Source organism: Brevibacillus parabrevis, assembly GCF_022701015.1.
Classification (GTDB): domain Bacteria; phylum Bacillota; class Bacilli; order Brevibacillales; family Brevibacillaceae; genus Brevibacillus; species Brevibacillus parabrevis.
On the sequence record NZ_CP064090.1, the window covers coordinates 3,665,370 to 3,691,522 of the forward strand.

Here is a 26,153-nt window from a genome sequence, read left to right on the forward strand (position 1 = left end):
TCGTTTCGACGAAAATCAAATCTGACGGGAAGGGAGCGCGGCGCCACCACATCATCCAATCGGTGCAGCCGCGATACAAGCTATGTCGAGCACCATCAAAACGAATCAAATATCGCTTCCGAAAGGGGGAGGCGCCATTTCGGGAATGGGCGAAAAATTTCAGCAAAATGAGTTTACCGGAACCTTTTCGTTCAGCATCCCGCTCAGGCTTACTCCCAGCCGGGATTGTTCGCCCGAACTGCATCTTTCCTACAGTTCAGGGGAAGGCAACGGCATTTTTGGCCTCGGTTTCCATCTTTCCCTCCCCACAATATCACGAAAGACAGCAAAAGGCATCCCGCGCTATGACGATTCAGACATTTTTCAGCTCTCCCATGCAGATGACCTGGTTCGCCAGCCTGAACAAGGCGAGCGGCACACGGTCCGCGCAGGAGAAGACACGTATCAAGTTACGAAGTACCGCCCCCGCGTGGTCGACGCCTATGACAAAATCGAGCGCTGGGTAAATATAGCGACAGGAAGCACGCATTGGCGAGTGACCGATCGCGAACAGTTCGTCCAGCTGTTTGGAAAAACTGAACAAGCAAGAATCAGTGATCCCGATGATCCTGCCCGCATTTACCAGTGGCTGCTGGAAGAAGCATTCGACCCAAAAGGCAACCACATTTCCTATGACTACGAGTCCGACATCGTCTCCTCCAAAACCCCCGCGCACCAAGACGAGAAACGTATCCCATCAGCCAACAAGTATATCAGCCGCATACGTTACGGAAACAAAGTCCCTTATCAGGAAGGGGAGTCGCTCCCTGACGCCTATCATTTCGAAGTTGTCTTTGACTACAGCTCTTCCGCAGATGCACGCCCTCTGACTTCGTTTGCAAACAGACCGCCCGTTGCGTACCGAAGCGATTCCTTTTCCCAGTACCACGCCGGATTTGAAGTTCGGACAAGCCGCCTGTGCCGCAAAATGTGGCTGTTCCATCATTTCGAAGCCTTGGACCGCAATCCGCTTCCCGTTCAATCCTACACCTTTTCGTATGAGCAAGCATCGACTGTATCGCTGTTGTCCAGTGTCGAGCTGACAGGTTTTCGCTGGGCGAATGGCGAGTATGCGCAAGAAAGCTTGCCGCCGCTTCTGTTGAACTATTCCCGCTTTGAGCCGACAGCGCAAACGTTCCAGCCGCTGCGCGCGCTCGACCTGGCTGCTCTTCCCGCAATGGGACACGATTCTTCCGCAGAGCTGATCGATCTGTACGGCGAAGGAATCCCCGGTATTTTGTATCAGGATGAGGTTTCCGCCCTCTATCTGGAGCCGATATTGGCGCAGGACGAACAGGGAAGCGATATCGTCGCGTATGCGCGTCCGAAAGAACTGCCGACTTTCCCTGCGGCGAATCATGTACCGTCGTCCAGTCAGCAGCTGATGGATTTGGCTGGAAACGGGGAGTTGGCACTGGTCGTTGCGACACTTTCGGAAGCGGGGTACTTTGCCAGCGGGCCAAGCAAAACGTGGCGTCCATGGAAGCCGTTTGCTTCGTTTACGAACGCTTTTTTTCAGGATGGACACGCGCTCGTTGATTTGACCGGAGACGGACTGGCTGACTTGGTGCACATCGATCAGGAGACGATTACGTACTACCCGAGCAAGGGAGCGGAAGGCTTTGGCGAGCCGGTGCGTGTATGGCGAAGAAGCGATTTGCCTCTGCCCCGACAGGAAACGAAGACAGAGGCAGTCAAGTTTGCCGACATGTTCGGCAGCGGGATGCAGCATCTTGTCAAGGTTGCCAACGGCAGTGTCCAATGCTGGCCGAATTTGGGCTACGGACGCTTCGGTGAGCCTGTAAGCATGGAAAATGCTCCGTATTTTGCCGACGGACTGGACGAATCCCGGTTGTTTCTCGTCGATGTGGACGGTTCTGGTACAGCGGATTTGATCTACGCCTATCCCGATCGCATCGAAGTTTACTTGAACCAGAGCGGCCATTCCTTTCGCGAACCGTTCAGTGTCCCGTTGCCAGCCAGCTGGGACAGAATCAATCAGCTACAGTTTGCAGATGTGCATGGAAACGGCACGACTTCGCTCGTTTTCAGCGAAGAATACCCCACGACCAGACACTGGTGCTACGATTTTTGCTCTCGCCAAAAGCCGTACCTTTTGACCCGCATTGAAAACCAGTGCGGAGCAGAGACGCGCATTTCCTACCGCTCCTCCACTTATTTTTACATGAAAGACAAAGAGAATGAGTTTTTCTGGCAGCAGCATTTGCCTTTTCCCGTTCAGGTCGTCGAGAAGGTGGAGAGCATCGACTGGATATCCCAGGCGACGATGTGCACGCGGTACGCCTATCACCACGGCTACTACGACAGCGTGGAGCGGGAGTTTCGCGGCTTTGGCATGGTGGAACGGACAGACGCCGAGACACTTTCGGCAGAGGCGGAACCAACGGATGTGCCCCCTGTCTGGAGCAAAAGCTGGTATCACACGGGAGCGGTTGCCGAATCCGGCGAATTGTCCCGGCAGTTTGCCCGCGAATACTACCAGGGCGACCTGCAAGCTTATCCGCTTCCGGACAGCACACTCGTACAGGCGACAGCAGCAGGACAGCCCCCTCGCGATGTGATTGATGGCGAGACATTCCGGCAAGCCAGCCGCTCGTTGAAAGGCCAGCTTCTGCGCAGGGAAGTGTACGCGCCTGCTGCTGCGGTCGCCTTTGACGATCAGGACCCGGCTGCGCCGTACACCGTGGAGGAGATGAACTACTGCATCCGTTTGCTTCAATTGCCCGAGCGAAGCGAGTATGGCGTGTTTGCGATCGAACCGCAAGAATCGATCTCGTACCATTACGAGCGCAAGTGTGTCGATCCGCGCATCGAGCACAGCTTCGTTCTGGAAGTCGATGCGTATGGAAATGTCCTCAAGTCGTGCGCGGTTTCGTATGGACGAAGACAGGGCGCCCACACTTTTCCCGAGCAATTGACGGGAAAAGTCGTGTACGAGGAAGCGACGGTGCTAAACAGCATCGGACAAAACGTGTACCTGCCGGGAGTTCCCGTCGAGCATAAAGTGTTCCACCTGAAAAATGTGACGCTCTCCCAAGAGCGGCCCTATGTTGCCAAAAACGAGCTGCTCAGCGCGATTGCCTCCATTCGTCCGTCTGAGGCTACGCCGCTCATCGGATGGGAACGGCATTATTACTGGGACCCGATTCGCCAGGAACGCTATCCGCTGGGGGAAGTATCCGCGCAAAAACTGCTTTGCCAAACAGAGACAGCCGTTGTAACGGAACAGCAGATCGTGGAGCGATTTGCCGAGGTACTGCCAGCGTCGCAACTGAACGAGTTGCTGCAACAGGAAGGCGGCTTTTTCCCGGACGGTGATTTTTGGTGGAATCCCGGCTTGCTGGAAGTTCATTTGGGGGCGGCAGGATTTTATTTGCCGCAATTCGCCGTAGACCCGTTCGGCAATCGGACGACATATCGCTACGACTCGTCCTACTTGTTCATCGAGCAGACGACAGATGCGCTCGGAAATGCGACGAGCGTGCAAAAGCTGGATTATCAGACGATGAAGCCTGCGCAAGTCCTCGATCCAAACGGCAACTGCACAGAAGTGTTGTTCGACCCGTTCGGACGTGTGATCGCGATGTCGTACTACGGGACAGAAGGGGGAGTGGCGACAGGCTTCCAGCCGCTGTCCGCCTATGTGGAGCGCGGACGTCCCGATCTGGATCGCCTTTTGCACAGCCCTGATGGCGGTCGCTTTTATGTGCAGGGAGCGGCGTGCTACTTTGCCTACGACGACTTCGCCTGGGCAGAGCGCAAACAACCGATCGTTTCGATCCAGCTCAACGCGCAAGATTATGCATCGAGCGAATCTCGACCTGCTTTTACCCAGTTGACGTACCTCGACGGATTTGGCCGCGAGCACCAGCAGATGGTGAAGGTCGAGCCGGGAGCGGCGTACGGCCCGGACGGAAAACTTTTGCCTGACCCGGTAGAGCCGCGATGGCTGGCGACGGGACGTACTCTCTACAACAACAAGGGCAAGCCGGTAAAAGAGTACGAGCCTTACTATTCGTCCTCGTACGTCTACGTCGACGATCCGGTGCTGCGGACGTTCGGAGTTTCTTCCACGCTCACCTACGATCCGCTCGGGCGCGTCATCCGGGTCGATACGGCCAAAGGCTTTTTTACGCGGGTTCGCTTTACCGCGTGGTCCGAATGGCACGAAGACGAAAACGATACGATCCTCGAATCCCGCTATTACCAACAGCATGTGGACGACGAGGACCCTGCTTTTCAACAGGACAGGCTGGCGCTGCAAAAAGCAAGCCTGTTCGCCGGGACTCCAGTCGAAAAACAGCTCAACTGCGACGGCAAAACGATCCGCTTGATTCAAAAAACAGAAGGAATAGTTGCTCCTGACGATTTTACTGCGCTGGGCTTGTCGATCAGTCAGGCAAAAGAATTGTTCCAGGAGCTGCAAACAAAGCAATTCGTCGATTTTCGCGGGGCTTTGACTTATTTGTTCCAACCTGCGCGGGCAGGCTTCACCCTCGGACTCAGCGCTCCATACGCTTCACAGGAAGCGGCTGTGATCAGCAAGCTGTCGTCCGTTCAAAAGGCAGGCGCAGAGCTTGCGGCTTGCTACGAATGGGACGTCCGGGGGAACCAGATCAGCGGCGCTGACCCGCGCCTGGCCAAGTCCGGCGAGCGCAACTTTTTCACGCAATACGATCTGGTGGGCAACATTTTGTACAAAAAGAGCGCAGACGCCGGGGAACGCTGGCAGCTTTCAAACATGTTCGGGTACGTCATTTTGACGCGAGATGCGAACAATCAGCTTTTGCGCTACAAATACGATGCGCTAGGGCGGCTGAGCGAAACGATTCGCCAGGATGAAGGGAAGTCTTTTGTCCTGGAACGGATCGTGTACGGAGACAGCCCAGCAGCCCAGCAGGCTTTAGCAGGGGAAGATCCGGCGAAGTTCAACCTGCGCGGGCAAATTTACCAGCAGTACGACCAGGCAGGATTGGTTACGCATCACGCGTACGATCTGGGTGGCTCCATGCTTCGGGCAAGCAGACAGCTGTGCACCAGCTATCGCGAGCAGACCGACTGGGGAAGCGGGCAGGAGCCGAGCACGCTTTTGGAACCAACGGTGTACACGACTTCCTACGAGTACGATGCGTTGGCGCGTTTGACTGTCGCTACCGCTCCCAACGGGCTTGCGCAGCAATACGAATACCATTTGTCGGGGCTGTTGGACAAGCTGCTGGTCAAACAAACTCCAGAATCGCCAGCCGAGCCGTATGTGGCAGGCATTTCCTACGACGCAAAAGGCCAGCGCACCCGCATTCAATATGGAAACGATGTAGTGACCAAATACGAGTACGAGCCTGCGACATTCCGCTTGCTTCGCGCGATCAGCACGCGGCAGGCGGACCGCAAGCTGATGCAGGACATTGTCTACACGTATGATCCCGTTGGCAATATCGCATGCGTAACGGATCAGGCGCTGTCCACTGTTTTTGCCAATCAGCAAGTGGTAAAACCGCAGTCTGTCTACACGTACGATGCTCTCTACCGCTTGATCGAAGGGACAGGCCGTGAGCATCCGGGCATGTCGCCGCAAGCGGAGTCTGCCGGGTCTTTTGTCGATAGCGGCTTTGTCCCGCTGTCAAACGTACCGCTTAACGACCAGCAGCAATTGCGCAACTACACTCGCCGCTTCACGTACGACGCTGCCGGAAACTTGTTCTTGACCAAGCATCTGACCGGGACTGATTCCGGCTCGTGGACACGGCAAATGACCGTTTCGGAACGCTCCAATCGGGCAGTCGAAACCGAACTGTTGTCCGCCAGTGCGACTGGGCTTCCGCTGACAGCCGAGCAAATCGATGACTTTTTCGACCGAAACGGCAATGCCATCCGCATGGTCGGGATCGACGAGATCGCCTGGAACGAACGGAACAACATTCGCCAGGTGACGGTCATCGCGCGGGAATCCGGCTTTTCGGACAGCGAGTATTACGTGTATGACAGCGGCGGAACCCGCATTCGCAAAGTGACGGAGCGCTATGCGAACAACAACACAGTCGTGCACAGAGAAGAAACGATATACATGGGAACTTTTGAAATCAGGCGCACGCTGCAAGGAAGCCAGCTCAAAGAGGAAAAGCACACGCAAAAAATCATGGACGGGCAGCATTGCATCGCTGTCTGCCTCTCCTGGACAGAAGGTCTTCCATCCGACGTGACCAGCAATCCGCAAATCCGCTTCCAACTGGAAAATCATTTAGGCTCGGCCGTGCTGGAGACGGATGCATCCGGCAAAATCATCAGCCTGGAAGAATATTACCCGTACGGCGGCACGTCACTCATCGCAGGCACCAGCCTGCAAGAAGTAAAGCGGAAGCTGTATCGCTACGGCGGAAAAGAAAGAGATTCGCTCACTGGCTTTTATTACTACGGCGCCCGCTACTTTGCGCCGTGGCTGGGCAGGTGGATCAATCCCGATCCGGCGGGGGAAGTCGACGGCTTGAATTTGTTCGTATTCGCCCAAAACAACCCGTTGGTCTTCCGCGATGCAGGGGGCTACGTGTCGATCAAACAGGCCAAAAAGAATGCAAACGGCGGCAAATCGAAACCGAAAAAGAAAAAGCTTTCGGTCAAACGGGACACCGACAAATACTTCCGCTTTTCCGGGCGGCCCGATTTCGACTCGGCGGGGAAAAAGATCAAGCTGAAAAAGGAACAGGATCGCCGCCACGTCATTGGCTACGACGATGTGATCAGACCGTCCTACGAGCGCATCATCAACCTGGTGATCAAAAATGCAGGGAAAGAGAAGTTCATCAAGTGGCAGATGAAACGCTATCAAAAATATAAAATCACCCGCGCTCCCAAGGAATCCGCACCAGTGGAGAAGCATTTGACTTTTGGTTTAACCAAGCTGAACAGTACGCCAGGCAACCTGAATCCAGAAAACGCTCACGAAAACCAGGCGATCGAAAAAGTGCGGGAACAGGCGCTTCTCGTAGAGGAAAGACTGGGGAAAGCTTTTTCGGAGTCCATCCCGACTTTGGACGAAGTGAAAACGATCATGAAGACGGGCTTCAAGCTCAGCGACGGCGGCACGCCAATCAAGGACTATGCCGATTCGGTGCGCAAGTTCGTGCACAAGCGGATTGACGAAGCGACAGATGTGATTCAACTGAGCAGAATCTTGCATGAGACCAAAGTATCGACGGGCGTTGATTTGAATAAAGGAAGCGGCACCAAAGAACAAACTTCCTTCGCCTTGAGCTATATCGAGAAGGTGACGGAGGCAAGCGATCCGAACAGCACGATGACCGATGAGGAACGTCTGGATGTGGTCTGGTCGTTGCGGGCTATTCCGAAGAATTAAAAAACAGGGAATGAGGAGAATCGTATGAATGACCAATCGTTTTCCCCCATTGACAGTCCTTCTCTCGCACGCTTTTTTGCACAAAACCCGGATATACACGTAGCGACTTTTCCCTTTCATAAAGAAGAGGCTGTCGCGCAGCTGAACTGGGAGGGGATCGACCGGCAGGAAGCCATTCCGGAACTCCGTGCCTATCAGCGGCTGCTGCAAATTTACCCAGATCCACAGGTGGCGAAACTGTTGCTGCAAACAGATGTCACGGATGCGCCGCCACCCGTCCTGCTAAAAAGCGCCGCGGCTGCTTCGGCCCGCTCCGAGCGATTTGATTCTGCGCACAAGATCACTTCGCTCAGCCGGGAGCATTTTCTCGCCAAAGTCGGGCCGCAACTGGGCGAGTCCGGCCCGCAAAAAGCGGGAGAAATCTACGATAACGCGGCGCATATCCGCAATCAGACGATGCACGTGTGGGCGAATCTGGTTCAGTTGCAAGCGCCGCACTATCAAGCGCTTTCCGTGAACGCGACCTCTCCCGATATTTTGGACCATTACACCTCCCTGCCGAGTTACGACGAGCTGTTCGGCAGCTTGAACTATTGCGAGTGCCAGGATTGCCAATCGATTTTTGGGCCTGCCGCCTACTTCGTCGATTTGATGCGGGTGATCGAACAGTACGTGACCAAGCCGAATGCAAAAGAGATCGACAAGGGGATGTCCCTGCTGGAACGTCGAGCCGATTTGGCAAAGATCGAGCTGACGTGCGAGAACACGAACAAGACGATGCCGTACTTGACGATCGTCAACGAGCGTCTGGAGGAAGCGGTACAAGAGGCGTGGGGAGGTCAGGACAAACTGTACCCGTCACTGGCGAAGGCGAGCTATCCGTCCGCGCTGCCTTTCCATTTGCCGCTGGCGAAAATCCGGATTTACTTGCAGCGATTGTCCGTTCAACTGGAAGCTGTGTATCGCACTTTGCCTTCCCAGCCAAAAGATGTCGCAGCCCATACGCTGGGCTTGTCGCCAGAAGAGTGGCAGCTGATTGCTACAAGCGAAAGCGACGTGCAAAAGCTCCAGACGTACTTTGGTGTCAGCGATTTGGCTCAGTTGACAGACGCTTCGGTTTTTTGCAAAAAGACCGGATTGAAAGTGACCGACCTGCGGCAGTTGCTGGAACAAGACCTCTCGGCAGACGAACAGAAAGCCGGGATTGCCAATAACTTTTTTATTAACCGCGATCTCGCAGCACCTGTTGCCCTGGTGCTCGCCGAAGATTCCTCGCAACTGCAAAACCTCGTTCCAAAGGCGCTGGACCGCATTCATCGCTTTTTGCGCCTGACACGCAAGCTGGGGTGGAGCTACGCTGAGCTGGATTGGGTTTTGCATGTGCTCAACCCGGATACGGTGGCGCTCGATGAGGCGGCCTTGATCGGGATCGCTGCCATCGAGAAGCTGAGCAGAGACACGGGCTTGTCTGTCCTGGCAGCATGCGCTCTGCTCTACGACTTGAAGACATACGGCGATGCTTTATTTGATCAGGTTTACAACGGGAGCGGAATGAGCGTCTACCATCCAAAAGATGCAGGCAGTGAAAACTATCGCTGGAACCAACTGTACAAACAAGACGCAGCGGTATGGAAAATCGGGGCGACGGACGAAGCAAATCGCAAGCAGGCGGGGCGGATTGCGGGCGGTTTGGGGCTTCAGCAGGACGATCTCAGCGCACTGGCAGAAGCTTTGTTTGGAGCAAGCGCGGAAGTAAGCCTGACCGTCGCCAATCTGTCCAAGCTGTACCAGCACGTCAAGCTCGCGGCGCTGCTGAAGCTGCCTGTAGCCCAGTACATCAAGTTCCGCCAGCTGACAGGCACTTCTTTCGCGGAACGGCAATCAGCCGCACAAATTTCTGATTTGCTTGGTCAAGCCAACCAGCTGCGCCGGATGAATCTGCAAGTGTACGAGCTGGACTACGTTATGAACGGGGTCACAAGCCCGTTTGTGCAAGTTGCGTATCAGGACAAAGATGTCGACCCGTGGCTGAAAAATCTGCCTGCTCTGACGGCGAGCACGGCGGAAGATGCCGACCAGCAAAAGAAAGAGCAGGAAGAAAAAATCAGGCAGCAAATCGCTTCTTTCCTCGGTGCGCGAACGGAGCAGATCGATCACTTGCTGCATCTGGCCGGGCGCCAAGAGGTAGCCGATCTTTTCCTGAGCGAGAAAAACAAAAAGGAAGCTGTGCAACTGTTGCAGCTGCTGTCTCGCTGGCTGTTGCTGACGCGAAAACTGCGACTGACCAACGACGAGCTGGACAATCTCGGTGACGCCAAAGCGGCGTATGGCATTGCCGATGTCAGCGCATTAACGCTGAAAAACATACTCGATCTGGGCAGATGGAAAGAGCTTCGAGCAAGCTTTGCGGATACGACTGGCAATCTGTTTGCCTTCATGAGCGCTGCGAGTGATGAACAACGGGCAAGCGCGCTGGCTGATCTGACGGGACGGCCGTTGGGACAGATTTCCCGCCTTCTCGGTTTGTTTGCTGCGGCAGGCAACCGGGTTGACCAATTGGTAGCAACGAGCCGCGCCATCGACCTTTTGGGAGCAACAGGCGCAGACCCTGAGTTTCTTTTGCACCTGCAAAGTGTTTGCACAAAAGGTGTGGACGAAGCATGGGACGATTATGAAAAGACAGCAGATGACCTGCTTGCGCTGGTGCGAGCGCGACTGGCGGTTGCCAACTGGGACGAATGCTTCGCCCAGATCGACGGGGAAATCCAGGAGCAGAAACGCACCGTGCTGATCGCAACGGCATTGGTGGAGCTTCCGAAAACGCCGGAGCGTGCCTGGATTACCAATTCGCGCAGGCTGTACGAGTATTTGCTGATCGACGTGGAGATGGGTGGGACGACACGCATCTCCTACATCAAAGAGGCGCTGAATGCAGCGCAACTGTATTTGAGTCGTTGCCGCGAGCTGCTGGAGCCGGGCATTGTCCACTGGAACATCCCCGACCCGTGGTGGGAGTGGCTGCTGAACTATCGGACATGGGAAGCGAACCGCAAAATTTTCCTCTATCCCGAAAATTACCTCGATCCGGCTTATCGCAAAAGCAAAACGAGCCTGTTTGAAGAGCTGGAAAATACGCTCAAGCAGGGCGAAGTGAACGCGCAAACCGTCGAGCAGGCTTTTACGAAATACTTGGATCGGTTTGCCGAACTGGCCAAGCTGAAGTACGTCGATGCGTATTACGGACATATCGTCGGGGCAGACAAGACCGAGTCGAACCAACTGTTCCTCGTGGCGCGAACCGAAACGCAGCCGTACAAGTATTACTACCTTATTCGCAATCAGGATACGACCTGGTCAGAGTGGCAGGAGATGGACGTCACGATCAGCGCAGAGACGGTCACGCTCGTCCACGCGTTCAACCGACTGTTCGTCTTTTGGGTCGAGCAAAAGAAGTTTGACAAAAACAACGGCAATGAATCGGCGAAAAAAGCGACAAAAGCCGCAATCAAGTACAGCTTTTACAACTTCAGCGGCAAATGGGTCCAACCCCAGACGCTCGCCGACGACATCATCATCAACGTAGAAGGCAGCGCCTATCAGAAAAAGTATGAGAGCTTGCTGCCCGGCTCGTTGTTTGCGCCCAACCAGATCGCCTGGCAAAAAGTGTACCCGCTCACGATTCAGAAGGATCAGTTCTGGGTACCGGGCGCAGGGACAAATTCGTTTGAAAAAGTCATTCTGCTTTACGGGCCGATGCTCGATTTGGAAGCCAGCCCAGCTCTGAACAAGGTCGATGCACCTGACCGTTCCGATGAAACGACCCAGCAGTTTGAGAGTGAACTGTACCAGACGCTGCGCTACTTCTCTCAGGCAAAATCGCTCTCTTACGACGGCTTGCTTCCGTTGCAGAAGCCGATCGTGATCAACGACGACTTGCAGGTCGGCTTTTTGGCCAATCCGAACGAGTTCCTGCTGTTTGCCAAAGATTCGGACCAAAGCACGCCACAAGTGCGGACCGAAATTGATCGCAGCGCGGGACGGCTCAATCTGATCCAGACAAACCAGCTTGTGTATGACAACGATTTGGCCGAGCAAATAACCGTTCCTTCGCCTGTGCTTCGTCCTGTGCGCCTGACGGCAAACTCGTTCGTGTCCAGCGAGGTCGGTATTGAAAGCGCAGGCTCCACCGCGATTTTCAACCAGTTGGTGGCAGAGGGCTACGTGACAAAAGACGGCTCGATCGATCTGTCGATTCCGTTTGATGACGTCGCTTCGTCACTGGAGCAAATACTGGACGGGCAGCCTGGCAAAGAAGACAAGCTGTCGGCTTGCATCAAAGTCGTCGGCAGGGCAGTGGGCACGCCATGGCTGTCTACCGCGATGCGCAACAAAGATTACGGCTTGTTCCCGGTCAAAAATCACCCGTCTGCCTTTGTGTTCCGCGGAGACAAAGAATTTATCCTGCTGTTGGACGGCGAGCAGCAAACGAGTGCCATCAATCGCTCTCTCTTGAACAACGATACGCTGTTTACGCCTGATTCCTTTGTCTCGGCAGCAGTGGGCATTGAGAAAACAGGGGCACAAGCGATCTATCAAGCATTGATTACATCCGGTTTCCTGGATGCGCGCGGTCGCCTGGATGAACAGACAGAGCTTGAGGACTTGACCGAATTTTTGCAGACGCAATTGGCTATTGAAGATCAGATGTACGCCGTGCGCAACATCCTGATGCACCGCCCGGTTTTCAGCAAAGACGACTTCATCGCCGCCGCTCCCATCGATATCCAGCAAAGCGGTTCAGAGCTGATTTTCCAGCAGCTGATCGCCGCCGGGTATTTGGACAAGACAGGCCGCCTGGATGCCGATACGGATTTTTACGAGCTGGAAGAGAGCGTCGCAGATATTTTTCAAGGCCAGCTCAATCCGGACAAAAAAACCCGCTATGTGGTCGATACGCTGTATCAGCGTTCTTTTCCGACGACGGTCGGGTATCTCAATACCGATCCGGCTATCGGCGGCATATACCGCTTCCGGTTCGAAGCGATCCGCCTGACGACAGCTGCCGTGCATCGGTTGAGCAGCAGGCTGTTTACGGGAGGAGTCGACGCCTTGTTGAGTCTGTCTTCCCAGCAAATTCCGCTGGAGCAAGAGCTGCCTTTTGAACGCTTCCAGTTTTCGGAAAGCTGGGTCGCGGCACCGGAAGCGCTCGACGGCGCGCAAGTGGACTTTTCCGGGGCATACGGTCCGTATTATTGGGAGCTGTTCTTCCACGCACCTTTGTACATCGCCAATTTGCTGAAGACGAACCAGCAGTTCCAGGAAGCGGCGAAATGGTATCAATTCATTTTCAATCCGACCGTTCCCGTGCAGCCGCTGCAAACCGACTCGTTCCAAAGCTCTACGTTGGGATTGCGCGATTCGCAGCGCATTTACCGGGTGTTAGTCGATCAAAAAATCATTACGGCAGATGGGCAAGTCAGTGCGACGTACAACCGCAAGACCAATCTCGCCAAAATTTTGCCGTTTTTAAAAGACAGCCAGGTGACGACGGTCAAAAACATCTTGTGCAACCATCAGCTAAGCAGTCTCGTCGCCCGCTTCTGGCAGTTCCAGCCGTTCCGCAACCGCACGCTGGAAGCTTTGCGCGAGCAGCTTGGCAATCCGAACGAAATCAAGGCGTACAATGATGATCCGTTTGATCCGCATGCGATTGCCCGACTGCGCAACGGCGCCTATGAAAAAGCGGTGGTCATGCAATACATCGACAACTTGTTGCAGTGGGGAGACTCGCAGTTTGCCCAGTACACGTGGGAATCGATCATTGCAGCTACGATGCATTACGTGTACGCCTACAACCTGCTCGGAGAAAGACCGCAAAATCTCGGGAAATGCCCGGATGCCGCGCCGCTTACCTTTGCGGAAATCTACAGTCGTTACCAGGAAAACATTCCGCAGTTTTTGATTGAGCTGGAGCACGATCAGGACAAGACGGATTCGCTGTTTGCTTTTGCGCCGATCAATGCGCTGGACACGTATTTCTGCGTGCCGGAAAACAAACAATTCAGCGGGTATTGGGACTTGGTGGAGGATCGTTTGTACAAAATTCGCCACGGGCTTAATCTGCAAGGCATTCCGCAGCCGCTCGCCCTGTTTGAACCGCCGCTTGATCCGATGCAGCTCGTGCGTGCGGCCAGTGCCGGACAGGATGTGCTCAGCGCTTTGACGCAGTCCCGGGCGGAAATTCCGTTTTACCGCTTCAGCTATCTGCTAGAGAGAGCGAAAAGCATGACTTCCACGCTGATTCAGCTGGGGAGTACCTTGCTGTCGACGCTGGAGAAAAAAGACGCCGAATCGCTCGCGCTGTTGCGCTCTGCCCAGGAAAAGCAACTGCTCAATCTGACCACGATGATCAAAGAGAAGCAGATCGAGGAGCTGGGCGAAATCATCGCTTCGCTTGAACAGAGCAAAGAAGGAGCGAAAACCCGGTTCGATCATTACTCGCGACTGTTTAATGAAAACCTGAACGCCCTGGAAGTAACCGACCTGACACTGCGCAGCACAGCGATTTACCAGCAAATCGCCGGAGTTGCCCTGAAAGGCTTGAGTATTCCCGGCTTCCTCGCTCCGAAAATTTTCGGACTGGCGAACGGCAACATGCAGTTTGGGGATGCGATCAATGCGGGGGCGCAAGTGGCGGACGGAACGGCGCAAATTCTCGACCATATGGCAGGCTTGATGAGCACGGGCGCGCAATACATGCGGCGCAGGGAAGAGTGGGCGTTGCAGCGCGATGTGGCATCCTACGAAATCGCCCAGATGGACAAGCAAATCGCAGGCTCGAAAATTCGCCAGGACATGCTCCGCCGGGAACTGGAGATCCACCAAAAAGGGATCGAGCAGGCCAAAGATTACGAGGATTACTTGAAGGCGAAATTCACCAACGAAGAGCTGTACCAATGGATGGTGGGACGCCTGTCCTCGGTCTATTTCCAAACGTATCGCATCGCGCTCGATATGGCGATCTCTGCCCAAAAGTCGTTCCAGTACGAATTGAATCGCAACGACCAGTTTTTGCAGTTTGATTATTGGGACAGCCTGCACCGGGGCTTGACCGCAGGCGAAGGCTTGCAGCTCTCGCTTGCGCAAATGGAAAAGGCGTATATGGAGCAAAACTCGCGCGATTACGAGATCGAAAAGACGATTTCGTTGCTCCATCTCGATCCGGAAGCGTTTTTGGCCTTCAAGGATGGCTCGAAAGGCGGCAAGAAAGGCGAGCTGACTTTTACGCTGTCGGAAAAGCTGTTTGATTTCGACTTCCCCGGCCACTACAGCCGCAAAATCAAATCGATTTCCGTGACGATTCCGGCGATTGTCGGTCCGTACCAAAATGTGAACGCCACTTTGACTCAAAACAGCTACCAAATTGTCCGCGATGCGAAGCCAGGTGCCGTCCAGCACTTGATCGATCCGAACCAGCCTGCGCCAACCGACGGCTCGCTTATTTTCGGCACGTCGCCTTACCAGCGAATCGCCCTGTCGCGGGGGATGAACGATCCAGGCTTGTTCATGCTTGACTGGCGGGATGAGCGGTACTTGCCTTTCGAAGGCACCGGAGCCGTATCCAACTGGACGCTGAGCTTGCCGCCCGAGACGAACCGGATTGATTTCGGCAGCATTTCCGACATTTTGCTGAAAATCCAATACACAGCCAAGGACGGCGGTCAAGACTTTGCCAACCAGGTGAAGAGCATGCTTGCGAGCCAACAGCCGCCTTACCCGTATACGCCAGCCAAGATTATCGATTTGAAGCAAGCTTTCCCGGGTGACTGGTCGCGTTTTTGGACAAGTCCGCCGCAAGCGGGCGTCAAGAGCATCCGTTTTGCGCTCGCCGATGCCGTTATTTTGCCGAACTTGAAAGATGTGCGCTTTTTATCGGCGGCTGTCTTTTTGCAAACGCCAGACGGCAAGCTGATCGCGGACAAGGATAGTTCGACGCATTTCTTGCAATTGCAAATCGGCGACGAAGCTGCGAAGCCGATTCCAATCGCGAACAATTACGGTTCAGTCGATCTGTCCGATGTTCCGCTGTCGGCGTCTTCTGCCCAACTTCAATTCCACCTCGCTGAGCTGCCGGATGGCCTTGTTACTAGCGATGCGGCGAGCGGAGAAAGGGAGGTGGATCGAAACAGCTTGCTCGGCATCGTCGTGATTTTTACGTACCAGTCCAATGTTTTTGCAACGAAGTAAGCGAGCGTAACAAGATGTTTTTGCGATGAAAAAGGAGGAAACAAACAGATGGCATGGGAAAATTGTCTGGAAAATTTGCGGGTATCACTGGCTCCGAAACAAGTTTTGGACATGGATACGATCGATTGGAAACAGGTCAATCAAGATGCTTTGGACAACGACGGCTTTAAAAAAGGCGATCCGTACTATCTCGCCTGCCAGGGCCGCCATTGCACGGAGAACGTCAACCAGACTCCTCAGGAGCACGCTTTGTGCCAGTGCAAGGACATCAATGGCAAGCCGTTGCCGGATTGCAAACCGCCAAGCTTTTTGTATCCGTTCAACGCGTCCGTGTGCGTGAACATCGAGACAAAAGAATTTAACTCCAAAAGCGGACGTTCTTGCACGAAGCAAGGAGATAGCTGGTATCAGCTGACGTGCTATTGCTGCTGCTCGTGCTTTGCGTACGGCACACAAATCGGCATCCCGGAAGGCTCCAAGGCAATCGAGCAGTTCAGCATCGGCGATCAGGTGCTGACGGCAAACGTAACGGCTCATGGTGACGGTGTGAATCTGAGCTGGACTCCGGCAACGGTGTCGTTCAGCAGCGGAACCGGGCCGGACGGCTATCAGCCGACGATGGTATTCATCCGCCACGGCGGCGCAGGCTCGATCATCGTGACGCCTGACCATCTGTTCTTGATGCCAAACGGAAAGCTGAAACGCGCGAACCGACTGGTGCCGGGAGTTGATTTCCTCGTTTCCGCGGAAGGCGTGCCTGTGGAAATCAACGAAGTCAGCCTGGGAGAGTACCGCGGAGGCGTCCACCACATCGCGACAGACAAGGAGTTTAGCGGAGAAATCAGCGGTCACCTGCTGATCTCGGAAGGTATCGTTTCCGGCGATTTCAACTTGCAAATTCACGCGGCCGCCTTGAAAGAAGCCTTTTTCGTGGACGATCACGACGAGCTTCCAACGATTGGCCAACCAGAATACGAGCAAACGAACACAGAGCTGTTGAGCGACGAGTACACGAGCTTCCTGCTCATGGCTGGTGACGATGACGAGAAAAAAATCGTTCCGCATACCCGCAAGTTTTATGTACACGGCAAACATACGACAGTCATCCCGAATGACGCGGCATCGTATTTGAGCCAGGCGCAAGCAGTAGACGTCGGCAATCATGCACCGAAGTACGACTTCTCGGAAGTGGGCATCGGCTATGCGACTGTCTCCTATGCCTTGAAGCTGTTCCAAGGCTTCTATCCGGACATCGTCTTCCATCACGATGTGGGCCGCATGGAAACAAACGCGTATGCTTTCGAACAGTACGGCAAACAAGTGGTTGTCATCACAGGCGGAATGACGAGAATCAAGGGGTTTGGGCTGGAAGGAATCGTTACGATTCTCGCGCACATGATCGCCCGTCTGCAAAAAATCCAGCCGCAAGACGAGCTGGGCTACACGTCTGTCGCGATGGCGGATTACTACAGCACCAGCGTGCTGCGCAACGTCTTCTTCGGCAATATGTACGTGACGACTTTCGAGAGCGGAATCAAGCAAATCGCCGAGCTGGTGCTCGACAGCATCGATGAAGAAAATGACGCATACGAGGGAGATCCGTTTGCGCCTACCCGCGAAGTGCGGATCGATTCCATCACAGCCGGAAATACGATGAATTTCCCGCCGGAAGAAGCAGGCGGCCCTGTTCTCGAAGGACTGGAAGTCACGGCGGCAACTGCGGTACTGCCTGTTTTGACACCGCGTCACTTCGTTACGGATGACATCTCTGAGGAGATGGCCGAAGAGGTGTATCAGTCGCTTGTTGCGGCCAAGGTGCTCAGCGAAGAGGGCGAGCTGACAGCCGAAGTATCGGTCGACACGGATTTGTCCGCTTTGTTCAGCGAGCAGTCGGAAGGTTTGAAACGATTGTTGACGGAAGAAGTCCGCTACATTTTGCTGCATGCGACGTCGACGGTTTCCGTTACGTTCAACTTGCCGCTGTCTACCGGAACGGCATTCGATCCGAAGGCGTTTTTGATCAGCCCGGAAGCCAAAGTGAAATTCGTCCGTTTGGGCGAGGATACAAACACACTGCTGATCTCCGCTTCCTTGCAAAAAGAGGTGGAGTACACGATTACGGTTCCACGGATTCTCAAATCGGATAATGGCTCTACGCTGAACCCAGACAAGAAAACGGCGACATTCACTTTGGCTTAACCCGGCATCGAGAATGAAAGAAGACGGAGGAGAGGAATTATGGGAGCAATCGAGGAACTCCGTGAGCACCAGGGAACAGTAGCGGACAAGTGCCGGGAAATGGGCGAACTGCTCGGACTGTCCGAGCCGGTTTCCGAGCAAGTTTTGCAAGCTGCGCTACACGACTCATCGTACGCCCACAACTTGCTGGCGACTCGACGGAACGCTGCCTTTTTGCAATACTTGCTAGCCAATCCTCCTGCTGTGCCCAAGCAGCAGGAGGTGGAAGCGAAGACTTCGCTGCAACTGGTCAAGAAAGCATCGGAGGCTATGTGGAAATGGGCCAAGACCGGCTTTTCCACGGTCGATGAAGCTGTGTTGCAAAAGCGGTACAACACCTGCATGCAATGCCCGAACCTCCAGGATCAAACGGAGCAAATCGTCTACAAAGTCTTTTCCGGCACCAAGCAAGCAGAAGAAAAAATATGTAGTTTATGCGGATGCGTGGTAGCAAACAAAGTGCGCTTGCCCACCGAAGCTTGTCCGGATCATCATCCGCATTTGCCTGGCGTCAACCGCTGGGAAGAACCGATCGAACAAAGAGGTTAGTTGTTGAAAAAGCGAACAGCGGTAGTCCATTTTGTTGCGATAGCAAGGCGAAAGGAAGCGAAAAGGCACTCTATGCGGAGTGCCTTTTTGATCGTGCGGTTTTCATGCTTTTCTTGTGTTTTTCTCGTGCTTTACGGAATGAGATTGCCCGCTGCTTTGTAGATGCGGTACCATTCTTCTCTGGTCAAGGTCAAGTCTGCGCCTTTGCACGCATCTTTCAGCCTTTGGACATTGGTCGTTCCGAGCACTACCTGAATCTTGGCCGGATGGCGCGTAATCCACGCTACGGCGACAGCGGTATTTGTCACCTCGTATTTTTCTGCAATGTTGTCGATTACTTTGTTCAGTTCAGGGAACCGGATCAGATCGCCGAGAAACGGACCGTCGAACATCCCGTGCTGGAACGGCGACCACGCTTGCATCGTCATGTCGTGCAAGCGGCAGTATTCAAGAATGCTGCTGTCGCGGTTAAGCGATTGGTCTGTCTTCATATTCAGGGAGATGCCCGAATCAATCAAAGGCGTGTGCACGATGCTGAACTGAATCTGGTTGACGACCAGCTTTTGCGGTATGTACTTTTGCAACAGTTGAATTTGCGCAGGATTGTGGTTGGACACTCCGAAGTGTCTTACTTTTCCCTGGGTTTGCAACTGCTCAAACGCTTCTGCGACTTCTTCCGGCTCCATGAGCGGATCAGGACGATGGAGGAGGAGGATATCCAAATATTCCGTTTTCAATCGACGCAAAATGCCGTCGACGGACGCAAGAATATGCTCCTTGGAAAAATCGTAGTAATTTTCTTTGGAACGGATGCCGCATTTGCTCTGCAAAATCATGTTCTCGCGGATCGACGGGTTCATCTGGATCGCTTCGGCAAAATGCTCCTCGCAGCGGCCTTGTCCGTAAATATCTGCGTGGTCAAAAATATTGATGCCTTCTTCAAGCGCTGTGTGGATCAACTTTTCCGCATCGGGGAGGGAAAGCTGCGTCAGCCGCATGTTGCCCATGATCATGCTGGATGCGTGCAGTTCGGTATGTTTGATCGGATAAACCTTCACTCGGATTCCTCCATCCATGTTGTGTTCTTTACTCATTTCGGCAAAGTGCCCTGTTGTACCTACCGCTATTTGATTCCCAGCCCGCGTTTTTTGCGGACAAGCGTAGAGATGTTCACGCCCAGCTTATCGGCACATTCTTGCATCGTACTGGATTCATGCAAAATTCGCTGGATGTACTCCCGCTCAAACCGTTCGACCGCTTCTTTGAGCGGAAGAGCTTCTTCCATTTTGGCGAGATGCAAGGGGAGCGTGCTATGCTGCGCGCTGCGGATCGAGGCGGGAAGCTGGTCGTACGTAATCCGTCCGTTTTCACACATATGGTAGGAACGCTCGACTACGTTTTTCAGCTCCCGGACGTTTCCTGGCCAGTCGTAATCGACCAGCGCTTCGAGCGCATCTGTTTCCAGACGAATTTCCAGTTGGTATTTCCACTCCAGCTTTTTTAAATAGTAGAAAATGAGGGCGGGTATATCCTCTCGCCGTTCCCGCAGGGGAGGGATGGTCAGCGACAGCACGTTCAGCCGGTAATACAAATCTTGGCGAAACGTCTTCTGCTCGACCATCGCCTCCAGATCGCTGTTGGTCGCCGCGATGATCCGCATATTGACCTGCCGCTGTGTTTTCCCTCCAAGTCTCCTGATTTTGCCGTCCTGCAACACGTTGAGCAGCTTGACTTGCAAGGGAAACGGCAAATCCCCGACCTCGTCGAGAAAAATCGTGCCGCTGTGCGCCAGTTCGAACAAACCTTCCTTCGCTTGGCTCGCCCCGGTGAACGCTCCTTTTTCATATCCAAACAACTCTGATTCCAGCAAATGATCGGGAATGGCTCCGCAGTTGATCTTGATAAACTCTCCCGGACGTCCGCTCTCCGCATGAATGTAATTCGCCAGCACATCTTTGCCGACGCCAGACTCGCCGAGCAACAGAACAGGAGAATCGTTCGCCGCAAACCGATTGGCGAGCGAGACAATCCGATGCATCATGCTGCTGCGGTAAATGATTTGCCCGCCAGAGTCGAGATCGCTCTGAATCTGCTCCAGGGCGCGCTGAAAGGAAGAGTTGATTTGCCGCGTTTCCTCCAGCTCCTGTTGCAGCATGTTCAGCTCGGTAATATCGCGGACATTGCCGACGACGAACAGCAGCTCCTGATTTTGATCGAGCAGCGGCGTCGCCGTGTTGATGGCGGTGCGCCCATTTCCGTAGTGGATGACGACGCTGTGCGTCTGCTTGGTTGAGATCGCTCTGGCGGCTGAAGAGTCCGGCACCATGTGCATTTCTTTTTGCTCGATATAGCTGAAGTTGTTCAGGATGTCAGCGGGAATGCCGGTGATGTTCAAATACGCGTCATTGTACAGCAGCACGTAGCCGTTGCGGTCGCATATCGCCAAGCCGTCATGAGACGTTTTGAAAATCGTGGTGATCAGCTGGACAAGCTCTGTGTTGTCGCTTCCCTGAAAAAATTTGGTCTGATACATGGTGATGGTGTTCCCCCTTGGGCGGTGCTTACGGCTTGTATACGAAATAATCAGAATTGATCATCTTTGCGCAAAAATGCATATGCAAAAATGATCATCGGCATCTTTCGGTCTGATGAAACCGCTTTCAGTCACTTGGCACGCAACTTGCTTATACATGATGGTGAACGATGCAGAAAGTGAGGGATGTTTGCATGACTTCATTATATCAGGTATTGGCTCCTACGGGAGAGTTGACGCAAGACATCGAAGGGCGACTGGATGAATCCGTGATGATAAAGATGTATGAAAATATGGTGCTGGTGCGCTTGTTTGACCGCAAGTCGATCAATTTGCAGCGCCAGGGCCGGATGGGGACGTACGCCCCTTTTGAAGGACAAGAAGCTTCGCAGGTCGGAAGCGCGTTGGCACTTACACCGGGCGACTGGCTGTTTCCTACTTATCGCGATCATGCCGCCGCAATCGTGCACGGGCAATCGATGGCGCGCGTGTTTTTGTACTGGATGGGTCATATGGAAGGCAGCATCAGTCCACAAGGCTTGAACGTCATGCCGCCCTGTGTCCCAATCGCCACGCAAATGATTCATGCGGTCGGAACGGCGTGGGCGAGCAAGCTGCAAAACGAGCAGCATGTCAGCCTCGCTTACTTTGGCGATGGAGCGACTTCGGAAGGCGACTTCCATGAGGCGTTGAACTTCGCGGGTGTTTTCAAAACGCCGACGATCTTTTTCTGCCAAAACAACGGCTATGCGATCAGCGTGCCTTTTTCCCAGCAATCGGCTTCGAAAACGATCGCCCAGCGTGCCGCCGCTTACGATATTCCCGGCGTGCGCATCGACGGCAACGATGTGTTCGCCGTCTGGCTGACGATGAAAGAAGCGATGGAACGCGCCCTGAACGGCGAAGGACCGACGTTGATCGAAGCGATCACGTACCGTTACGGCGCTCACACGACTGCAGACGATCCGAAAAAATACCGCGATCAGGAAAAATTGGCGGAGGAGTGGCGCACGGAGCGCGATCCGATCCAGCGTTTGCGTACGTTCCTCGTCCAGCGCGGACTGTGGAGCGATGCACAGGAGGCACAGCTGGTCGCCCGGGCGAATGAGCAGATCGATGCAGCATTGGTGGAAGCAGAGAGCTACCCGAAATCGCGGCCGGAAGACATGTTCAAGCACGTGTACGCAGAGCCGACATGGATGGCGGAAGAGCAGGAGGGCGAGCTTGTGAAGCCAGCGAAAAAGGAGGACATCCCGGCATGATTCGCAAATTGACGATGATTCAAGCGATTACCGAAGCGATGGACCAAAAGCTCGCGGAAGACTCACGCGTCATGCTGCTTGGCGAGGATGTCGGCGTGAATGGCGGCGTTTTTCGCGCGACGGAAGATTTGATTCACAAGTATGGAGCCAATCGGGTCGTGGACACGCCGCTGTCGGAAGCTGGCATTATCGGGGCGGCGATCGGGATGGCGATGAACGGATTGATTCCGATTGTCGAGATTCAGTTTTTGGCTTTTATTTATCCGGGTTTTGAACAAATCGTCTCCCACGCTGCCCGCATGCGTTACCGGACGCGCGGACAGTATCATGTGCCGATGGTGATTCGCACCCCGTACGGAGCAGGCATTCGCGGCCCCGAGCTGCACTCGGAAAGCGTCGAGACTTTTTTTGCCCACGTACCGGGTCTGAAAGTCGTTGCGCCGAGCACGCCGTATGATGCAAAAGGACTTTTGATCGCTGCCATCGAAGATCCCGACCCGGTTATTTTTTTGGAGCCGACCAAGCTGTACCGGGCGTTTAAAGAAGAAGTGCCGGAAGAAATGTACCGCGTGCCAATCGGCAAGGCGAAAGTGGTGCGCGAAGGGACAGATATCTCGATTTTTGCCTGGGGAGCCATGCTGCGCGTAGCGGAGGAAGCAGCCAAACAGCTCGAACGGGAGCAAGGAGCGAGCTGTGAAGTCGTCGACCTGCGAACCATCTATCCGCTGGATCGGGATGCGATCGTCGCCTCGCTGAAAAAGACCGGGCGTGCCGTCGTCGTCCATGAGGCGCACAAGACAGCGGGCATGGGGGCAGAGATCATTTCGATCATCAACGATGAAGCGCTGATTTATTTGAAAGCGCCTGTGAAGCGGATTACCGGCTTTGACGTGCCTGTTCCGCAGTTCAGCATCGAGGACGATTATTTGCCGACGCCAGCGCGCGTCAAGAGCGGAATTGTGGAAACGCTTACGTTTTAGCGTAAAGGAGCGAGGGACATGGTGGAGTTTAAGCTCCCGGATGTGGGAGAAGGCATGCATGAAGGCGAAATTTTGAAAGTGCTGGTGCGCGCTGGCGACTCTGTGGTGCAGGATCAGCCTGTCATTGAAGTGCAAACGGATAAAGTCAACGCAGAGCTGTCCGCTCCGGCAACCGGAGTCGTCCAGGAAATTCGCATTGCGGAGGGCGATACGGTTGAGGTGGGAACGGTGCTCCTCGTCATCGATACAGGCAGTGCTGCGGGGGAAGTGAAGCAGAAATCGACCGGAAATGCGCCAGCCGCACCGGAGCAAGTTTCGCCCCCTGTCGTACCATCCAGACATCAGGCACGCCGTTCCTTGGCTACGCCATATGTGAGGCAGTTGGCGAGAGAAATGAAAATCGACATCGAACAAGTAGTCGGCACAGGTCCGGCGGGGCGCGTAACGGAAGAAGATTTGCGCTTGTTCGCCAGTGCCGGGCAAAAGCGTGCCTTGCAGGAAGTGTCTGCGACGTCGTTTGCAGTGGCGCCTCCCAAGGGAACAACAGCTCGCGAGGCGGAAGTTGTGGCGACTGCCAGCACTAGCACTACCGATACAGCACCAGCAGCGGAAAAAGGGACTGCACTGGGGAGCAAGGAAGCTTTTGCCGCGATGCCGGGAGAAAGCGCAAACAGCATCGAGCGAATCCCGCTCAAAGGCATTCGCAAAAAAATTGCCGAGCACATGGTCAAATCGGTCACGATCATTCCACACGTCACTTCCGTCGATGAACTGGAAATGGATCAGTTGCTGGCTCTGCGGGAAAAACTGAAACCGCACGCGGAGAAAAAAGAAGTCAAGCTGACGTTCCTGCCGTTTTTTATCAAGGCACTGGTCATTGCGCTCAAAGAATATCCGGTGATGAATGCTTCCATCGACGATGCCACCAACGAAATTTTGCTGAAGCGCTTCTACCATATCGGCATCGCTACCGATACGCCGGACGGACTGATCGTGCCTGTGATCAAGGACGCGGACAAGAAGTCGATTTTTCAACTGGCAAAAGAAATCAAACACCTCGCCGAACTCGCCCGGGAAGGCAAACTGACGCTTGCGCAAATTACAGGCGGAACGTTTACGATCAGCAATGTCGGACCTGTAGGCGGGCTGCAGGCAACGCCGATTATCAATCATCCGGAAGTGGCGATTTTGGCCTTGCACAAAATGGAGAAGCGCTGGGTCGTGCGCGAGGATGAAGGCGTGATTCGCCAGATGATGAACCTGTCGCTGTCTTTTGACCATCGCCTGATCGATGGAGTGACAGCCGTTCGCTTCACGAACCGGATCAAGGAGTTGCTCGAAGACCCAAATTTGTTGTTTGCGGAGATGGTCTAGATGGTAGTCGGAGAAATCGCAATCGAAACAGACGTAGTCGTGATCGGAGGCGGACCGGGCGGGTATGCAGCGGCAATTCGCCTGGGTCAGTTGGGGCAATCGGTCGTGTTGATTGAAAAAGAAGCGTTGGGCGGGGTGTGCCTGAACCGGGGCTGCATTCCCTCGAAAGCACTGATTCACGCCGCAAGCGAATTTCATAAGCTGGCTGGGTTGGGAAAGCTGGGCATCAGGCTGCCGGAAGGAAACGCTTCGTTTCAGCTGGCTGACTGGCATACATGGAAAGAGTCTGTCGTTTCTCAATTGAGCCAGGGTGTGGAGCAGCTGTGCAAGGCAAATGGAGTGACCGTCGTCAAAGGCTCCGCGACTTTTCTCTCAGCGGATCGGATCGGCGTCGAGACGGGGGGAGACTTCGAGACGTACAAATTCCGGCAGGCGATCATCGCGACAGGATCACGGCCGTTTGTACCGCAGTCTTTGGCCACAGATCACGAGTCGATCCTCGATTCCAGCGACCTGTTGAACTTGCAGGAATTGCCCGGGACGCTTGCGATCATCGGCGGCGGCTACATCGGGATGGAGCTGGGCATGGCGTATGCCAAACTGGGAACAAAAGTAACAGTCGTGGAAGCCGCCAACAGCATTTTGCCACAAACGGCTTCGCATCTGACCCAGGAAGTGCGCAAACAAGCGAAACAGTTGGGAATCACCTTGAAAACGGCGACAAAAGTCGAGAGCATGTCGCGCGGAGATGGTGGTGTGACTTTAGCGCTTTTCTCGGAAGCAAACGGCCGCGAAGAACTGACCGTCGAAAAAGCAGGCGTCACCATCGGACGAGTGCCTAATACAGGCGAAATCGGGCTTGGACAGGCAGGCGTCAACGTCGACGAAAGAGGCCATATTCCCGTCGATGCTTTTTGCCGGACGAACCAGCCGCACATTTTTGCCATTGGCGATGTAACTCTTGGGCCTGCTTTGGCGCATCGCGCGTCCAAACAGGGCATCGTCGCTGCCGAGGTGATCGCGGACTTGCCAAGCAGCATGGATTCGCCGTACGTCCCGTATGTCATTTTTACAGACCCGCCGATTGCAGGCGTAGGCTTGACGCGAACAGAGGCGGAAGGATTGGGCCATCGTGTCAAGGCTGCTTCCTTCCCGTATCGGGCAAACGGCAAGGCGCTGACTTTGGGGGAACGGGAAGGTTTCGCAGAGGTGATCGTCGAGGAAGACACGCATTTGCTGTTGGGGATGCACGTAGTAGGGGCCGATGCGCCCAATCTGATCGGGGAAGGCGTCCTGGCGCTAGAGCTGGCAGCGCGAGTCGAGGATTTGGCTTTAACGATTCACCCGCATCCGACTTTGAGCGAGGTGTGGCTGGAAGCAGCAGAAGCCGTCCTCGGGCACGCCATCCATATGGTCAACAAAAAATAGGGGAAGACAACCTCCTTCGCTCAGCAACGGGCGGGGAGGTTTTTTGCTGCTATTCATGGGTTTCCCCCGCTTGGAACAGCTCAACAACAAGCCAGCTGCCAGGCTGAGAGTGACACTCCCGTCTACTTTTG

At 54.4% G+C, this 26,153-nt stretch carries 10 protein-coding genes; 8 read left to right on the forward strand and 2 right to left on the reverse strand.

The features are described 5' to 3' along the window. Positions 1-145 precede the first annotated feature (145 nt). From IRJ17_RS17610 to IRJ17_RS17625, 4 genes are read left to right on the forward strand one after another with little or no spacing between them, the layout of a single operon-like run. Entirely contained in the window at positions 146-7,411 is a 7,266-nt protein-coding gene (locus tag IRJ17_RS17610; protein ID WP_242771261.1) for a SpvB/TcaC N-terminal domain-containing protein, read from the forward strand. A gap of 24 nt (positions 7,412-7,435) precedes the next feature. Continuing rightward, the gene (locus tag IRJ17_RS17615; RefSeq protein WP_242771264.1) at positions 7,436-15,658 is read left to right on the forward strand and encodes a Tc toxin subunit A-related protein; all 8,223 of its coding nucleotides are present in this window, start codon (positions 7,436-7,438) and stop codon (positions 15,656-15,658) included. A gap of 48 nt (positions 15,659-15,706) precedes the next feature. Continuing rightward, the gene (locus IRJ17_RS17620; RefSeq protein ID WP_122966423.1) at positions 15,707-17,857 is read left to right on the forward strand and encodes a Hint domain-containing protein; all 2,151 of its coding nucleotides are present in this window, start codon (positions 15,707-15,709) and stop codon (positions 17,855-17,857) included. A gap of 39 nt (positions 17,858-17,896) precedes the next feature. Then, positions 17,897-18,445 (forward strand): hypothetical protein, encoded by a 549-nt coding sequence (locus IRJ17_RS17625; protein ID WP_242771266.1) that lies wholly within the window; start codon positions 17,897-17,899, stop codon positions 18,443-18,445. A 131-nt stretch (positions 18,446-18,576) separates the two neighbouring features. Here the strand turns inward: IRJ17_RS17625 and IRJ17_RS17630 are convergent, their stop codons facing one another. Further along, positions 18,577-19,503, reverse strand: coding sequence for an aldo/keto reductase (locus IRJ17_RS17630; protein ID WP_167470382.1), 927 nt, complete (start codon positions 19,501-19,503; stop codon positions 18,577-18,579). 65 nt (positions 19,504-19,568) lie between these two features. Continuing rightward, positions 19,569-20,978: a sigma-54 interaction domain-containing protein gene (locus tag IRJ17_RS17635; protein ID WP_122966426.1), complete on the reverse strand. Its 1,410-nt coding sequence runs from the start codon at positions 20,976-20,978 to the stop codon at positions 19,569-19,571. A gap of 194 nt (positions 20,979-21,172) precedes the next feature. On the opposite strand from IRJ17_RS17635, the gene pdhA reads away from it, so the two are divergent. Genes pdhA through lpdA form a run of 4 tightly spaced genes read left to right on the forward strand, consistent with a single transcriptional unit; the run spans position 21,173 to position 26,022 of the window. Continuing rightward, entirely contained in the window at positions 21,173-22,240 is a 1,068-nt protein-coding gene (pdhA, locus tag IRJ17_RS17640) for a pyruvate dehydrogenase (acetyl-transferring) E1 component subunit alpha (RefSeq protein ID WP_122966427.1), read from the forward strand. Further along, on the forward strand, positions 22,237-23,220 hold the full coding sequence (locus tag IRJ17_RS17645; RefSeq protein ID WP_122966428.1) for an alpha-ketoacid dehydrogenase subunit beta: 984 nt from the start codon (positions 22,237-22,239) through the stop codon (positions 23,218-23,220). Before pdhA ends, IRJ17_RS17645 begins: the two co-directional genes overlap by 4 nt. A gap of 18 nt (positions 23,221-23,238) precedes the next feature. Continuing rightward, positions 23,239-24,594, forward strand: coding sequence for a dihydrolipoamide acetyltransferase family protein (locus tag IRJ17_RS17650; RefSeq protein WP_242771269.1), 1,356 nt, complete (start codon positions 23,239-23,241; stop codon positions 24,592-24,594). Beyond that, positions 24,595-26,022: a dihydrolipoyl dehydrogenase gene (lpdA, locus tag IRJ17_RS17655; protein WP_242771272.1), complete on the forward strand. Its 1,428-nt coding sequence runs from the start codon at positions 24,595-24,597 to the stop codon at positions 26,020-26,022. It abuts the gene before it with no gap. Positions 26,023-26,153: the final 131 nt, after the last annotated feature.

Bases quoted from the DNA above. Each gene is read 5' to 3' on its own strand.
- IRJ17_RS17610 (WP_242771261.1), top strand. From the start codon at position 146: ATGGGCGAAAAATTTCAGCAAAATGAGTTTACCGGAACCTTTTCGTTC.
- lpdA (WP_242771272.1), top strand. From the start codon at position 24,595: ATGGTAGTCGGAGAAATCGCAATCGAAACAGACGTAGTCGTGATCGGA.
- IRJ17_RS17620 (WP_122966423.1), top strand. From the start codon at position 15,707: ATGGCATGGGAAAATTGTCTGGAAAATTTGCGGGTATCACTGGCTCCG.
- IRJ17_RS17650 (WP_242771269.1), top strand. From the start codon at position 23,239: ATGGTGGAGTTTAAGCTCCCGGATGTGGGAGAAGGCATGCATGAAGGC.
- pdhA (WP_122966427.1), top strand. From the start codon at position 21,173: ATGACTTCATTATATCAGGTATTGGCTCCTACGGGAGAGTTGACGCAA.
- IRJ17_RS17645 (WP_122966428.1), top strand. From the start codon at position 22,237: ATGATTCGCAAATTGACGATGATTCAAGCGATTACCGAAGCGATGGAC.
- IRJ17_RS17625 (WP_242771266.1), top strand. From the start codon at position 17,897: ATGGGAGCAATCGAGGAACTCCGTGAGCACCAGGGAACAGTAGCGGAC.
- IRJ17_RS17615 (WP_242771264.1), top strand. From the start codon at position 7,436: ATGAATGACCAATCGTTTTCCCCCATTGACAGTCCTTCTCTCGCACGC.
- IRJ17_RS17635 (WP_122966426.1), bottom strand. From the start codon at position 20,978: ATGTATCAGACCAAATTTTTTCAGGGAAGCGACAACACAGAGCTTGTC.